This window comes from Pseudomonas extremorientalis, assembly GCF_001870465.1.
GTDB classification, from domain to species: Bacteria; Pseudomonadota; Gammaproteobacteria; order Pseudomonadales; family Pseudomonadaceae; genus Aquipseudomonas; species Aquipseudomonas extremorientalis.
In genome coordinates, this window is sequence record NZ_MDGK01000060.1 from 117,564 (window position 1) to 131,698 (window position 14,135).

The 14,135-nt window shown below is 60.7% G+C and carries 12 protein-coding genes; 11 read left to right on the plus strand and 1 reads right to left on the minus strand.

Annotated elements, in window-relative coordinates:
* The first annotated feature begins 33 nt into the window (after positions 1 to 33).
* The 3 genes from BFN10_RS26285 to BFN10_RS26295 all read left to right on the plus strand — a co-directional run bounded on the left by BFN10_RS26285 (position 34) and on the right by BFN10_RS26295 (position 4,125).
* Positions 34 to 1,347 (plus strand): dicarboxylate/amino acid:cation symporter, encoded by a 1,314-nt coding sequence (locus BFN10_RS26285; RefSeq protein ID WP_071492174.1) that lies wholly within the window; start codon positions 34 to 36, stop codon positions 1,345 to 1,347.
* A 128-nt stretch (positions 1,348 to 1,475) separates the two neighbouring features.
* On the plus strand, positions 1,476 to 2,780 hold the full coding sequence (locus BFN10_RS26290) for a CitMHS family transporter (RefSeq protein ID WP_071492175.1): 1,305 nt from the start codon (positions 1,476 to 1,478) through the stop codon (positions 2,778 to 2,780).
* 91 nt (positions 2,781 to 2,871) lie between these two features.
* Positions 2,872 to 4,125 (plus strand): OprD family porin, encoded by a 1,254-nt coding sequence (locus tag BFN10_RS26295; RefSeq protein WP_071492176.1) that lies wholly within the window; start codon positions 2,872 to 2,874, stop codon positions 4,123 to 4,125.
* A 576-nt stretch (positions 4,126 to 4,701) separates the two neighbouring features.
* Here BFN10_RS26295 and BFN10_RS26305 read toward each other — a convergent pair.
* Positions 4,702 to 5,637 carry an AraC-like ligand-binding domain-containing protein gene (locus BFN10_RS26305; RefSeq protein ID WP_071492178.1) on the minus strand — a complete coding sequence of 312 codons (936 nt, stop codon included), beginning with the start codon at positions 5,635 to 5,637 and terminating at the stop codon, positions 4,702 to 4,704.
* Positions 5,638 to 6,181: 544 nt separating this feature from the next.
* Between BFN10_RS26305 and oxdA the strand changes: the two genes are divergently transcribed.
* The 8 genes from oxdA (at position 6,182) to BFN10_RS26345 (ending at position 14,078) form a co-directional block, all read left to right on the plus strand.
* A complete protein-coding gene (gene oxdA, locus BFN10_RS26315) occupies positions 6,182 to 7,249 on the plus strand; it encodes an aliphatic aldoxime dehydratase (RefSeq protein WP_071492180.1) in 1,068 nt (355 codons plus the stop codon).
* A complete protein-coding gene (locus BFN10_RS29800) occupies positions 7,246 to 7,527 on the plus strand; it encodes a hypothetical protein (protein ID WP_231999513.1) in 282 nt (93 codons plus the stop codon). Before oxdA ends, BFN10_RS29800 begins: the two co-directional genes overlap by 4 nt.
* Positions 7,528 to 8,115, plus strand: coding sequence for a transporter (locus BFN10_RS26320; protein ID WP_231999514.1), 588 nt, complete (start codon positions 7,528 to 7,530; stop codon positions 8,113 to 8,115).
* 118 nt (positions 8,116 to 8,233) lie between these two features.
* Positions 8,234 to 9,748, plus strand: a complete 1,515-nt coding sequence (locus tag BFN10_RS26325) for an amidase (protein WP_071492181.1) — start codon at positions 8,234 to 8,236, stop codon at positions 9,746 to 9,748.
* A gap of 80 nt (positions 9,749 to 9,828) precedes the next feature.
* Positions 9,829 to 10,431: a nitrile hydratase subunit alpha gene (gene nthA / locus BFN10_RS26330; protein WP_071492182.1), complete on the plus strand. Its 603-nt coding sequence runs from the start codon at positions 9,829 to 9,831 to the stop codon at positions 10,429 to 10,431.
* A 41-nt stretch (positions 10,432 to 10,472) separates the two neighbouring features.
* Entirely contained in the window at positions 10,473 to 11,135 is a 663-nt protein-coding gene (gene nthB, locus BFN10_RS26335) for a nitrile hydratase subunit beta (RefSeq protein ID WP_071492183.1), read from the plus strand.
* Positions 11,132 to 12,412 carry a GTP-binding protein gene (locus BFN10_RS26340; protein WP_071492184.1) on the plus strand — a complete coding sequence of 427 codons (1,281 nt, stop codon included), beginning with the start codon at positions 11,132 to 11,134 and terminating at the stop codon, positions 12,410 to 12,412. Before nthB ends, BFN10_RS26340 begins: the two co-directional genes overlap by 4 nt.
* 25 nt (positions 12,413 to 12,437) lie before the next feature.
* Positions 12,438 to 14,078, plus strand: coding sequence for an AMP-binding protein (locus BFN10_RS26345; protein WP_071492185.1), 1,641 nt, complete (start codon positions 12,438 to 12,440; stop codon positions 14,076 to 14,078).
* Positions 14,079 to 14,135 lie beyond the last annotated feature (57 nt).

Genomic DNA, 14,135 nt, shown 5'->3' on the forward strand with positions numbered 1-14,135 from the left:
CGTTGGCATTTTTGCATCCGCACAATTCTAAAAATGGGTGATGCCATGAAAGTTGTTAAATCGCTCTACTTCCAGATCCTCTGCGCCGTGGTGCTGGGCATTGTGGTCGGGCATTTCTGGGCTCAGCAGGCCATCGCGCTCAAACCACTGGGTGATGCGTTCATCAAGCTGATCAAGATGATGATTGCCCCCGTGGTGTTCTGCACCATCGTCACCGGCATTGCCGGAATGAGCGACAAACGCTCGCTTGGACGCCTGCTCAGCAAGACCATGCTGCTGTTTTTTGGCCTTACGGTGATCAGCCTGGTGATTGGCCTGGTGGCGGTGTATGTGTTCCAGCCGGGCGTCGGCATGAACATTGATCCCACCCAACTGAGCACCAAAGGCTTGGCCCAGTACACCGAGTCGGCGGCAAAGCTTGGGGTTGTGGAGTTCTTCATGCACATCATCCCCGAAACCTTCGTGGGTGCCTTCAGTAAGGGGGAAGTGCTGCCGGTGCTCTTTATTGCAGTGTTGTCCGGGTTTGCCTTGTCATCCCTGGGCGAGCGTGGCAAGCCGGTACTCGACGTACTCGAAGCCGCTTCGCAGATGGTCTTCAAGATCTTCGCGTACCTGATGCGTTTTGCCCCGGTCGGTGCCTTCGGCGCCCTGGCGTTCACCGTGGGTCAGTACGGCATCACTTCGCTGGGCTCTCTGGCGAAGTTGATCATGACGTTGTACATCGCCTGCGGCTTCTTCGTGTTCGTGGTCCTGGGCAGCATTTGCCGTAGCAACGGCTTCAGCCTGTGGAAACTGTTGCGCTACTTCCGTGAAGAATTCCTGGTGGTGCTGGGCACGTCCTCCACGGAACCGGTCATGCCACGCATGCTGGAAAAACTCGAAGCGCTGGGCTGCAAAAAAGGCGTCGTAGGCCTGGTACTCCCCACCGGCTACTCGTTCAACCTGGACGGTACGGCCATTTACCTGTCGTTGGCGGCGATTTTCATTGCCCAGGCCTGCAACATTGACCTGAGTCTGACGCAAATCATCACCATGCTGGCGATCATGCTGCTGTCCTCCAAAGGTGCCGCCGGCGTGACGGGCAGCGGGTTCGTCGCGCTCGCCTCGACCTTGACGGTCATTCACGACATCCCGTTGGCCGGCCTGGCGCTGCTGATCGGGGTTGACCGCTTCATGTCCGAAGCGCGCGCCCTGACCAGCCTGGCCAGCAACGCCGTCGCGACGGTAGTGATTTCCCTATCGGAAAATGCCTGCCATCGCGAAACGCTGCACCGGATGCTCGACGCAAAACCCTCTGCGACGCCGGTAGAAGCCTGGGAAGACTTGAAAGTCCCCAAGCGCGCTTAACAATAACCGGGCAACGCCCCTCCCTGACTTGACCCCTCCTCCGCCAGGCGCCTTCGGCCGCCCGGCGGATCAGGGCGCGTGCGCCTCGGCGTCAGCCACTATTACGATAACAACAAGAGAATCGTCCTATGCTCGCTTTCCTTGGCCTGGCCATGGTGGTCGTATTTACCGTCCTCATCATGACGAAGCGTTTGTCGCCAATCGTCGCGCTCACCGTTGTACCTATCGTCTTCGCGGTGCTTGGCGGTTTCGGCGGCACCACCGGCAAGATGATGCTCGACGGCCTGAAAATGGTCGCACCGTCTGCCGCACTGCTGTTGTTCGCGATCCTGTTCTTTGGCCTGATGATCGACGCAGGCTTGTTCGACCCGCTGATCCGCAAGATCCTCAAGCGGGTCAATGGCGACCCGATGAAGATCGCGGTCGGCACTGCCCTGCTCTCGTTACTGGTCGCACTCGACGGCGACGGCACCACGACCTACATGATCACCTGTGCGGCAATGCTGCCGCTGTATAAGCGCATCGGCATGAACCCGATGATCCTGGCGACCATTTCCATGCTGTCGCTGAGCATCATGAGCGGCATGACCCCCTGGGGCGGCCCCGCGACACGGGCTATTGCCGCGTTGGGCCTGGATGCCGGCGAATACTTCGTGCCGTTGCTGCCGACCATGATCGGCGGCGCCCTGTGGGTGATCTTCACCGCCTTCCTGCTGGGGCGTGCCGAGCGCAAGCGGATCGGCAACGTCCAACTGCAGAGCGGTGGCGGCGATTGCTACATCAACGCGATTCTTGAGGACACCCCCCACAAGCGTCCGAAACTGGCCTACGTCAACCTGGTGCTGGTCATTGCGGTGATGGTGGCCCTGGTGATGGGGTTGATGCACTCCGCGATCCTGTTCCTGATCGGCTTTGTGCTCGCGCTGATGATCAACTACCCGCAATTGGACATTCAGAAAGAACGCATCCTGGCGCATTCGGGCAATGCCATGACCGTGGTGTTGCTGGTATTCGCCGCCGGGATCTTTGCCGGGATTTTTTCCGGCACAAAGATGGTGGACGCCCTGGCGCAGACCCTCGTCGACTGGATCCCGCCGTCCTGGGGCCACCTGTTTCCATTGGTGGTGGCGATCACCAGCATGCCGCTGACGTTCGTGCTGTCCAATGACGCCTACTATTTTGGCGTGGTACCGATCCTGGCCAATGCCGCCGCGGCGTATGGCATCGACCCGGTTGAAATCGCGCGCGCCTCGATCCTGGGGCAACCCGTCCACCTCATGAGCCCGCTGGTGGCCTCGACCCTGTTGCTGGTGGGCATGGTCGATCGCGATATCGGCGACTTCCAGAAGGCCACCGTCAAATGGGCCGTGCTGACCTCGCTGGTCGTCACCGCGCTGGCCTTGTTGACCGGGGCCATCAGCCTGTTCACCTGATCCACCCACAACCTCCGCTGTCTTTCAGCGCGCCTCGCTCACGGGGCGCGTGTCGCCCTGCACCCCAAATAACAACAAAGAGTCATTTGCCATGAACCATGTGTATGCCCATCGGGCGTTGTTTTGCGCGTTTGCCCTGGTACCGGTCGCAAGTGCGAACGCCGAAGGTTTTATTGACGACAGCAAACTCAAGCTGCAACTGCGCAATGTGTATTTCAACGAGAACTTTCGCGACGAGCACGGCATGAGTGCGCGAGCCGCCAGAACGGCAAAAAGCGAGCGTACCGAGTGGGCCCAGGGATTTCTGCTGGACTATCAGTCCGGATTTACGCCGGGCCCCCTCGGCTTTGGCGTGGACGCCCTGGGGCTCTATGGCGTAAAGCTCGATTCGGGGCGCGGTCGCAGTGGCACCGGGCTCATGCCGGTGCATGACGATGGGCGAGCAGCCGACGAGTTCGCCAGCGCCGGCGCAACCGCAAAGGCCAGGTTCGCCAAAACCACCGTCAAGTACGGCACCTTGCTGCCCAAGACGCCGGTACTGATTTACAACGATGCACGCTTGTTGCCCCAGACCTACCAGGGCACTCAGGTCAGCAGCACCGACATCGACAACCTGACCGTCACCGGCGGGCACCTGGACCGCTTCAAGTTACGCGACTCCACCAACAGCGTGCCGATCGTGCCCGATGGCTACAGCGGGGAAAAATCGGGGGATTTCAACTACGCCGGGGCTGAGTACAAATGGGGCAAAAACCTTCGCTTGAGTTATTTCTATGGAGAACTCGAGAACTTCTACCGACAGAATTTCGCCGGTATCCAGCACGACCTGCCACTGGCCGGTGGTGTGCTGACCAGCGACCTGCGCTACTTCAACAGTGTCGATAGCGGCTCTGCCTACGCAGGCAAAATCGACAACGACATGTTCAGCGGCCAGCTGTCCTACGTGATCGCAGGCCATACCGTCGGCGGCGGCTACCAGACCCTTCGCGGAGATGCCGGTCTGCCCTACATCAGCGGCGCCACCGTCTACTCGTTCAGCAACGCCGGCATCGGCAAATTCATCGAGGAGGACGAGAAGACCTGGATGCTCAACTACGGCTACAACTTCGCCGCCGTCGGCGTGCCCGGCCTGACCTTTTCAACGCGCTACCTGAGCGGCAATGACGGTAAGTCCGCAACCACCGTCAAGGAATGGGAGCGTGATACCGAGCTGGCCTACGTGGTGCAGGCCGGCACGTTCAAGGGGCTGGGGGTGCGCATGCGCAACTATGTCTATCGCTCTGAATTCTCCCGGGGCCGCGACAGCAACCGCCTTTACCTCACTTATGACATTGCCCTCTGGTAAGTCGACGATCGCGGCCCTTGCGGCCGCTTTCCTTCAGGTTCAGGTGAGGTCATCCGAACATGCTGTTCAAGAACAAAGCGCTGATCCTGGTGCTGTTGTTCACGGTGCTGGCACTGAGCACTGGCGCCAACCTGCTGGCAAGCGCCGAGCAGGAATATTCGGGGTCTTGATCAATCAGGTATAAAGGTTGTTCAGATTGAAAATGATGGCCTAGTGGCACTTCTTGAAGATGCGCAGGTCAACCGTGCATCACTACCCACGTTAGTACGTCATCATGCACAGCTGGAAGAAAATATCGCTGACCGAGGGTCTGGAGCAGAGTCTGCCGGGGCATAAGGTCGATTGCGTTCTGATCAATGGCTGGACTGCTACCGTCTTTGTCAGGCAGCCAGATACTGAATCAATGTTCTGCACTACGGGTATCAACCTGGCCAAGCTTGCAGACAGCTCGAGCGTACAGCAGCTTGCAGAGGAGATAACGTTTGAGGTTGATATGTCCAGGAACAGGAGCGCAGGCTAGCGCTCCCCCTGCTTGACCCTATTGCATTGACCGCTCATTTCCTTGGATAAGCCCTCTCAATTTCGCTGCAACAGGGTGTTAGGCGCGACGCCGAACGCTTTGCGGAACGCATGGCTGAAATGGGAGAAGTCAGAAAACCCGAAGTCCAGTGCGGCTTGCGAGATACTGCGCACCTGGCCGCGCTCGATCGCTTCACGGCTGGCATTCAGGCGTTCCCTCCAGATTTCTGCGGCGGGGGTTTTCTGGTGCCGCGCGAAGGCGCGCGTGACGGTGCGGGTGGACACATTGTGGGCTTTGGCGATGACCTCAATCGACAGGTCCGGCTCGGCCAGATGCCGTTGGATGTACTGCATGATGCGGCCGTAAAGGTCCAGTTCCTGGTGAGTGGCCTTCAGGTCCTGGAGTTCCAGGCTGATCACCAGAAGGTCGAGCAACGCCCCTGAATAGCGACTGGAGATGCCCTGATCCTGTAAGGATGCCGGCGTAATCGCTGCTTGGCGCAGCATTTCCCGCAAGGGAATCACACCAGGCCGCCGATCATCGAGGACCATCGCGGTGTGCTCCGCAATACGCGGCAGGCGTTCGGTCAGCAATGCCCGCGGAATACGCACCAGGTGGTTTTCGGTACCACCAAGGCTGAATCGGAACGGTTGCGTTGCGTCATAAAGAAACAAATTGCCCGTTGCCAGGCTGGCTTTTCTTCCGCTCTGTTCGATCTGTCCATAACCGTTTCGGGCAAACCCCAACCATAGATCGTCGGCCGGACCGCTGCGCAGATGCTGCTCGGAACGCTCCCAGTAATGCAGGGGCGATGATAGGGAACAGAGATCGAGAGCGCCCAGGGAATTGACCGCAAGAACGCCATCGAAACTGCTCTGGGACAGGGGTTTGCTGTCGGCCGCCAGGCAATGGCGACAGACCACTTCTTTCCAGTAATCAAATCGACGTGGTGCAGCAACGGCAAGGGTCGAATACTGAGTGCTTGGATTCATGGCACTGACCTCGGTACAGCGATGCAGTAAGAGCTCGAAAAGGTGTTACCGGCTTTTCAGCGCTAGCAATTAACAGGCCAGGCACATTGACGCTCGCCCTCACGTACGCCTATCGGTTTCCTGCACCCAAGCGTGGCTTTCAACGCCCTCGTCGTCCCCAATAAGAGGCACAGAGGCCTGAGCTTTCGACACGGGCGCACCAACGCCGATCACCCGTGGGAGTCCCCACCGGCGTTGTCTCTTCCAGCCAAACGGTTGTCTCGACGAACCAAGCGCCGCCTTGCCGTCACGCCTAATTTCCACCTCACAGCAGCTCAACTCCCCGCTGATGAGGCACGCCATGCATCGACACTGTTCACACCCTTCGGCTGATGCCTCCTGGCTCTTGCAGAGGCGCGACCTCGTGCCTGAAGAGTCGGCTTATTGGTTGATTGAGTGGGGGGCCATGAAGCTGCTGCGCCGACGACAGACCGCCAAGCGCGACCCGTCGCCCCAGCACTGATGCCCGCCCGTAGGCCTGAACGAAAATAACGAGGAGCTCAACATGGAATCTGCAATCGACACACATCTCAAATGCCCACGAACCCTGTCTCGCCGTGTGCCCGAAGAGTACCAGCCACCCTTTGCCATGTGGGTTGCACGCGCCGACGAGCAATTGGAACAGGTGGTGATGGCTTACTTCGGCGTGCAGTACCGAGGGGAGACGCAGCGCGAAGCCGCGCTCCAGGCCATGCGTCACATCGTCGGCAGCTTCAGCCTCGCCGATGGCCCGCAGAACCATGACGTGACCCACCACACCGACAACAGCGGCTTCGATAACCTGATGGTGGTCGGCTACTGGAAAGACCCGGCAGCTCACTGCCGCTGGTTACGCTGCGCACCGGTCAACGACTGGTGGGCCTCCCAGGATCGCCTCGACGACGGGCTGGGCTATTTTCGTGAAATCAGCGCACCGCGCGCGGAGCAGTTCGAGACGCTGTACGCCTTCCAGGACAATCTGCCCGGTGTCGGCGCAGTCATGGACAAGACCAGCGGCGAAATCGAAGAGCACGGTTACTGGGGCTCGATGCGCGACCGCTTTCCGATCTCCCAGACCGACTGGATGAAGCCTACCAGTGAGCTGCAAGTGATCAGCGGTGATCCTGCCAGGGGCGGACGGGTGGTGGTGCTGGGGCATGACAACCTCACGCTGATTCGTTCCGGCCAGGATTGGGCGGACGCCGAGGCGGATGAGCGCGCGCTGTACCTCGACGAAATTCTGCCAACCTTGCAGGACGGCATGGACTTCCTGCGTGACAACGGCCAGCCGCTGGGCTGCTACAGCAATCGGTTCGTGCGCAATATCGACCTGGACGGCAACTTTCTCGACATCAGCTACAACATCGGCCACTGGCGCTCGGTGGAAAAACTCGAGCGCTGGGCCGAATCCCACCCGACCCACCTGCGTATTTTCGTGACGTTCTTCCGCGTGGCCGCCGGTTTGAAAAAGTTGCGGCTGTACCACGAAGTGTCAGTGTCAGACGCCAACAGCCAGATCTTCGAGTACATCAACTGCCATCCGCACACCGGAATGCTGCGCGATGCCGCTGCCGCACAAGGAGAACGGCCATGAACGTGAGTCGACTCGTGCTGGTGCTGGGGATGTTGCCATTTGCCAAAAGCCAGGCCCTTGAAGTCGCGCCGGGGGATTTCGAGCCGCTGCCCGCCGGGGCCGATGCGGTGCTGTTTTACTACCAGCACACCGACCGGTCCGAGCTGTATCAGAACGGCCATCGAACCTCGGACAACGCCAAGCTCAGCTCCGATGTAGGGATCCTGCGTTACATCCATGCCGTAGGCCTCGGCGAAAACCTTTCATGGGAACCGCAGATATTGCTGCCGTTCGGCTAAATGAACGCCGCTGGCGATGTCGGCGCACTGGGCGATGCCCACGGCGTGGGCGACCCGATTCTCACCGCCCCGCTCAAGTGGACACTGCCCACCGCCAACAAAGATGTATTTGCCCTGGCCCCCTACCTGTACATCCCCGTGGGCAGCTACGACAAAAACGATGCCTTGAACCTGGGCGAGAATCGCTGGCGGGCGACGCTACAAGCAGCCTACATCCACCACTTCTCAGCGCAGTGGGCATTGGACACCGTAGCAGACGTGTCCTGGGTTTCGACCAATCACGACTACGGCGCCAGCAGCGCAAAACTCGAAGAAAACACGCGTTACGAGTACCAGGCCGCCGTGCGCTACAACTGGACCCCAAGCACCACGTTCGCCCTCGGCGGAGGCTATGTCACCGGGGCCGCAACCAGCGTCGACGGCGTTGACCAGCACGATGGCGTATCGACGTCCTATGCACGTTTCACGGTCACGCACTTTATCGATCCAACCTTGCAGGTCCAGGCGCAGCTCGGCAGGGATATCGAGGTGGAGCAAGGCTTCAGGGAAGGTGCACGCCTGAATCTGCGCGTCTTGAAAGTGTTCTGAGTGCCGCTGTCCTTTTCAGCCAAATGCGTGTCCTGCTCAACCATGCGAACACAGTGATAGAGGCCTAATTTGGTGTCCATTGCTACCCGGACTGAATCGATAAAAAGACAGGAAAATCATGGCCATTACTCGTCCCACGCTTGATCAGCTGTTAGCCATTGCGGCCCAGTTGAACATGCAACTGACCCACGAACAGGCAGCGTCCTACCTGGACCTGATGCAACCGAGTTTCGATGCATACGACCTGGTCGACGAACTGTGTGATTTCGTTCCGCCGATACGTTACGAGCGCAGCTCAGGCTATCGTCCCTCGGCCAAGGAAAACCCGCTCAACGCGTGGTACTACCGGACTGAAGTAAATGGCGCCCGTAGCGGCCTGCTGGCCGGTAAAACCGTCGCGCTCAAAGACAACATCGCCCTGGCCGGCGTCCCGATGATGAACGGCGCCGCACCGCTGGAAGGGTTTGTGCCGGGCTTCGATGCCACCGTGGTCACGCGTTTGCTCGATGCCGGCGCGACCATCCTCGGCAAAGCCACTTGCGAGCACTACTGTCTGTCGGGCGGCAGCCATACCTCTGACCCAGCCCCGGTACACAACCCCCATCGTCACGGGTATGCCGCCGGCGGGTCTTCATCGGGCAGCGCGGCATTGGTCGCCACTGGTGAAGTCGACATCGCCGTGGGCGGCGATCAAGGCGGCTCCATCCGCATCCCGTCGGCCTTCTGCGGTACCTACGGCATGAAACCCACCCATGGCCTGGTGCCCTACACCGGCATCATGGCGATTGAAGCGACGATCGATCATGTCGGCCCCATTTCCGCCAACGTGCACGACAACGCGCTGATGCTGCAGGCCATGGCCGGTTCCGATGGCCTCGACCCACGCCAGGCGGCGCCCCAGGTCGATGACTATTGCAGTTACCTGGCGCGGGGCGTGAGCGGGCTCAGAATCGGCGTGTTGCAGGAGGGGTTCGCGCTGGCCAATCAGGACCCGCGCGTGGCGGACAAGGTGCGCGACGCTATCGCCCGTCTCGAAGCGTTGGGCGCCCATGTCGAGCCGGTGTCCGTTCCCGAACACAACCTGGCAGGTTCGTTGTGGCATCCCATCGGTTGCGAAGGCTTGACCATGCAGATGATGCACGGCAACGGTGCGGGCTTTAACTGGAAAGGCCTGTACGACGTCGGCCTGCTGGACAAACAGGCCGGTTGGCGCGAACAGGCGGACCAATTATCCGCGTCGCTCAAGCTGTGCATGTTCGTCGGCCAGTACGGCCTGACCCACTACAACGGGCGGTATTACGCCAAGGCCCAGAACCTCGCCCGCTTCGCCCGGCAAGGCTATGACAAGGCCTTGCAGAGCTATGACCTGCTGGTGATGCCGACCACGCCCATCACCGCCCAGCCCCACCCGCCAGCGGGCTGTTCGATCACTGAATACGTGGCCCGCGCCCTGGAAATGATCGGCAATACCGCGCCACAAGACATCACCGGGCATCCGGCCATGTCGATTCCCTGCGGCCTGGTGGACGGGCTGCCCGTCGGGCTGATGCTGGTCGCCAGGCACTACGGCGAAGGCACGATCTACCAGGCCGCGGCGGCGTTCGAAGCCACGGTGGACTGGCGCACGCTCTGAGCGCCCAACCTGGAAAACAATAAGAAACACCGGCACGTTTCAACCACTCCACAACCGCGTTGACTGATAGGAGATACCCCATGAGTCCATCCAATTCCACGCCTGCGGGCACTTCAACCCCAGGTGAACGGGCCTGGGCATTGTTTCAAGTCCTCAAGAGCAAGGACCTTATCCCGGAGGGCTACGTCGAGCAGCTCACGCAATTGATGGAGCACGGCTGGAGCCCGGAGAACGGCGCCCGTGTGGTCGCCAAGGCCTGGGTCGATCCGCAATTCCGGGCGCTGTTGCTCAAGGACGGCACCGCTGCGTGTGCCCGGTTCGGCTATACCGGACCGCAGGGCGAATACATCGTCGCGCTGGAAGACACGCCGCAGGTGAAGAACGTCATTGTCTGCAGCTTGTGCTCCTGCACCAACTGGCCGGTGCTCGGCCTGCCGCCCGAGTGGTACAAGGGCTTCGAGTTCCGTGCACGCCTGGTCCGGGAGGGGCGCACGGTGCTGCAAGAACTGGGGACGGAGCTGCCAACCGACGTGGTGGTCAAGGTCTGGGATACCAGCGCCGAGACCCGCTACCTGGTGTTGCCGGTAAGGCCTGAAGGTTCCGAGCACATGAGTGAGGAGCAGCTTCAGGCACTCGTGACCAAAGACGTGCTGATCGGCGTCGCCCTGCCCCGCGTTGGCTGAGAAAAACCACGCATCATCGTTCAACTCCCGGAGTTTCTATTATGGATGGCTTTCACGATCTCGGCGGTTTCCAAGGCTTTGGCAAAGTCCCTCACACCATCAATAGCCTGGACTACAAACAGGTATTCAAGCAGGACTGGGAGCACCTGGCCTACAGCTTGATGTTCGTCGGGGCCGATCATTTGAAGAAGTTCAGCGTGGACGAAGTGCGTCATGCCGTCGAACGCCTGGACGTTCGCCAACATGTCGGCACCCAGTACTACGAACGCTACGTCATCGCGACCGCCACCCTGCTGGTCGAAACGGGCGTCATCACCCAGGCGGAGCTCGACCAGGCCTTGGGTTCTCACTTCAAGCTGGCAAACCCGGCACAGGCTGGAGGTCGTGCGGCGATCACCGGTCGAGCGCCGTTTGAGGTCGGTGACCGCGTGGTCGTGCGCGACGAGTACGTGGCCGGGCATATCCGCATGCCGGCCTATGTGCGCGGCAAGCAAGGCGTGGTGTTGCATCGCACGTCGGAAAAATGGCCGTTCCCGGACGCGATCGGCCATGGCGATACAAGCGCGGCGCATCAGCCGACCTACCATGTGGAGTTTGCCGTGAAAGATCTGTGGGGCGATGCGGCAGACGACGGCTTCGTGGTGGTCGATCTGTTCGAAAGCTACCTGGACCGCGTCGATGCCCCTCGAGCGGTGAACGTATGAGGGACGGCACCCAGGCGGGCCGACTGCCGGTGACGGTGCTCTCCGGCTTCCTCGGTGCCGGCAAGACCACCCTGCTCAACCATATCCTGCGCAATCGCGAAGGCCTGAAGGTGGCGGTCATCGTCAATGATATGAGCGAGGTCAATATCGATGCCGCCGAGGTGCAGCGCGACGTGTCGCTGCACCGTGGTCGCGATGAACTCATCGAAATGAGCAACGGCTGCATTTGCTGCACGCTGCGCGCCGATCTGCTCGAACAGATCAGTGCCCTGGCGCGTCAGCAGCGTTTCGATTACCTGCTCATCGAATCCACGGGCATCTCGGAGCCAATGCCGGTCGCCGAGACGTTCGCCTTCCTTGACGCTGAAGGCTTCAGCCTCAGCGAACTGGCACGGCTCGACACCCTGGTGACGGTGGTCGATGGCAGCCGTTTTCAGGCATTGCTCAGGTCACCGGACACCGTGGCCCGCGACGACACACAGGAGAGCACCCCTGCACGTCCTCTGGCGGACCTGCTGATCGAGCAGGTGGAATACGCCAACGTCATTCTCGTCAACAAACGGGACCTGATCGACGAGCCGGGTTATCAGGCTGTGCGGGCGATTCTCACAAGCCTTAATCCGACCGCCCGGATCATGCCGATGGCCCACGGCCAGGTCGAATTGACCCGCCTCCTCGACACCCATCTGTTTGACTTGCCCAGCCTTGCGGCGTCGCCGGGCTGGATGAGGAAAATGGAGGTTGAAGACGCTCCGGCCTCCGAGTCGGACACCTATGGCGTGACGTCCTGGGTATACCGCGAACGCGCGCCCTTCCATCCACAACGCTTGCTCGATTTCCTCCAACGGCCCTGGAGCAACGGCCGCCTGTTACGCAGCAAAGGGTATTTCTGGCTGGCCAGCCGACACTTGGAAACCGGCCTGCTGGCGCAAAGCGGCGCGCAGTTCCAGTGGGACTACGTCGGGCACTGGTGGAACTTCATCGAGCAGTCGCAGTGGCCGCGGGATGAATACCGGTTGCAGAGCATCATGGCCAAGTGGGACAGCATCGTCGGTGACTGTCGGCAGGAGTGGGTGTTCATCGGCCAGGATCTCGACACCCATGCTTTGCAGCGTGAACTCGACCACTGCCTGCTCAGTGCCGAGGAAATCGCCGCCGGGCCGTCGGCCTGGCGAGCCCTGCCGGGGGCGGCTGCCTTTGACGCACAGGCCCTGTCGGCCGCCTTGCAGGCTGGGGCAACCTCCCCCCCGCACCATGGGCGTGGGCAAAGCACCTAATCCAACAATAACAATCAGGTACGTTATGCGCGATTACGACTCAGCAGTGAACTCCTTCGATTTTTTACGCCTGGCCGCGCAGGATTTGCAGGGCGAGCTGAATGCCTTGAATGCCTGCGTCGAATGCTGCGACCGCCACGCCGACGCAAATGCCGTGGCGTTGTATTGCGAAACGCGGGATGGCCGTGCCACGCATTACCGCTTCAGCGAACTGCAGGCCCATGCTGCGCGCTTCGGCAATTTTCTGCGGGAACAGGGAGTCAAGCCCGGAGAGCGTATCGCGGGTCTGATGCCACGCACGGTTGAACTGTTGATCGCCATCTTGGGCACCTGGCGTATCGGCGCGGTCTACCAGCCGCTTTTTACCGCATTCGGTCCCAAGGCGATCGAGCAGCGATTGGGCTGCTCCAAGGCACGCTGGATCGTGACCGACGCGCACAACCGTTCCAAGCTGGATGACATCCCGGACTGCCCAGGCATCCTGGTGACCGGCGACCATGCACGGGCCCCAGGCGATTACGATTTCTGGAGTGCACTGGATCATCAACACACCGAATGCGCACCCGAGTTGCTGGATGCCAGTGCGCCTTTTCTGCTGATGTGCACCTCGGGCACCACCGGGCCGGCCAAACCGCTGGAAGTGCCTTTAAGCGCCCTCCTGGCCTTCAAGGGCTATATGCGTGATGCAATCGACCTGCGTGAGGGCGAGCCATTCTGGAACCTCGCCGACCCTGGCTGGGCGTATGGCCTGTACTACGCGGTGACCGGTCCATTGGCATGTGGCCATGCCACATTGTTTTATGACGGGCCGTTTTCGGTGGAGAGTACCTGCCGGATCATCGCCAAATACGGCATCCGCAACCTGGCCGGCTCGCCGACAGCCTATCGCCTGCTGATCGCGGCAGGAGCCGAGTTCGCCGACGCCGTGCGCGGCCACCTGCGTATCGTCAGCAGCGCCGGCGAGCCGCTCAACCCGCAAGTCATCCGTTGGTTTGCCGAACAGCTCGGCGTGGTCATCCACGACCATTACGGCCAGACCGAAATCGGCATGGTGCTGTGCAATCATCATGGGCTACGCCACCCGGTACGTGAGGGCTCGGCCGGCTATGCGGTGCCGGGATACCGGATTGTCGTGCTGGATGACGCCCACCGGGAATTGCCGACTGGCCAGCCTGGCGTGCTGGCGGTGGACCGCGAGCGTTCGCCGCAGTGCTGGTTCAACGGCTACTTCGCGATGCCGACCAACGCCTTCGTCAGCCGCTATTACTTGAGCGGCGATATCGTGGAGTTGAATGACGACGGCAGTATCAGCTTCGTCGGCCGTAACGACGATGTGATCACCACCTCGGGCTATCGCGTCGGGCCTTTCGATGTCGAGAGCGCGTTGATCGAACACCCGGCGGTGGTCGAGGCCGCAGTGATCGGCAAACCCGACCCGCAGCGCACTGAACTGATCAAGGCGTTTATCGTATTGCATGGCCAGTATTCGCCCAGCGCCGAATTGGCGGAAATCCTGCGCCTGCACGTGCGAGAGCGCCTGGCTGCACATGCTTACCCGCGGGAAATCGAATTCGTCGAACAACTACCCAAGACACCGAGTGGAAAGTTGCAGCGGTTTATTTTGCGTAACCAGGAAATAGCCAAACAGCAGGCACTCGACACATGACTTAGGGGCGGATGGTTCCTGTGCTGAGCCGGCCGGCGTTTCAGCGCAGGGCCGTGT

Coding starts and splice junctions, on each gene's coding strand:
- nthA (WP_071492182.1), top strand. CDS start 9,829: ATGAGTCCATCCAATTCCACGCCTGCGGGCACTTCAACCCCAGGTGAA.
- BFN10_RS26290 (WP_071492175.1), top strand. CDS start 1,476: ATGCTCGCTTTCCTTGGCCTGGCCATGGTGGTCGTATTTACCGTCCTC.
- nthB (WP_071492183.1), top strand. CDS start 10,473: ATGGATGGCTTTCACGATCTCGGCGGTTTCCAAGGCTTTGGCAAAGTC.
- BFN10_RS26345 (WP_071492185.1), top strand. CDS start 12,438: ATGCGCGATTACGACTCAGCAGTGAACTCCTTCGATTTTTTACGCCTG.
- BFN10_RS29800 (WP_231999513.1), top strand. CDS start 7,246: ATGAACGTGAGTCGACTCGTGCTGGTGCTGGGGATGTTGCCATTTGCC.
- BFN10_RS26320 (WP_231999514.1), top strand. CDS start 7,528: ATGAACGCCGCTGGCGATGTCGGCGCACTGGGCGATGCCCACGGCGTG.
- BFN10_RS26340 (WP_071492184.1), top strand. CDS start 11,132: ATGAGGGACGGCACCCAGGCGGGCCGACTGCCGGTGACGGTGCTCTCC.
- BFN10_RS26285 (WP_071492174.1), top strand. CDS start 34: ATGGGTGATGCCATGAAAGTTGTTAAATCGCTCTACTTCCAGATCCTC.
- BFN10_RS26325 (WP_071492181.1), top strand. CDS start 8,234: ATGGCCATTACTCGTCCCACGCTTGATCAGCTGTTAGCCATTGCGGCC.
- oxdA (WP_071492180.1), top strand. CDS start 6,182: ATGGAATCTGCAATCGACACACATCTCAAATGCCCACGAACCCTGTCT.
- BFN10_RS26295 (WP_071492176.1), top strand. CDS start 2,872: ATGAACCATGTGTATGCCCATCGGGCGTTGTTTTGCGCGTTTGCCCTG.
- BFN10_RS26305 (WP_071492178.1), bottom strand. CDS start 5,637: ATGAATCCAAGCACTCAGTATTCGACCCTTGCCGTTGCTGCACCACGT.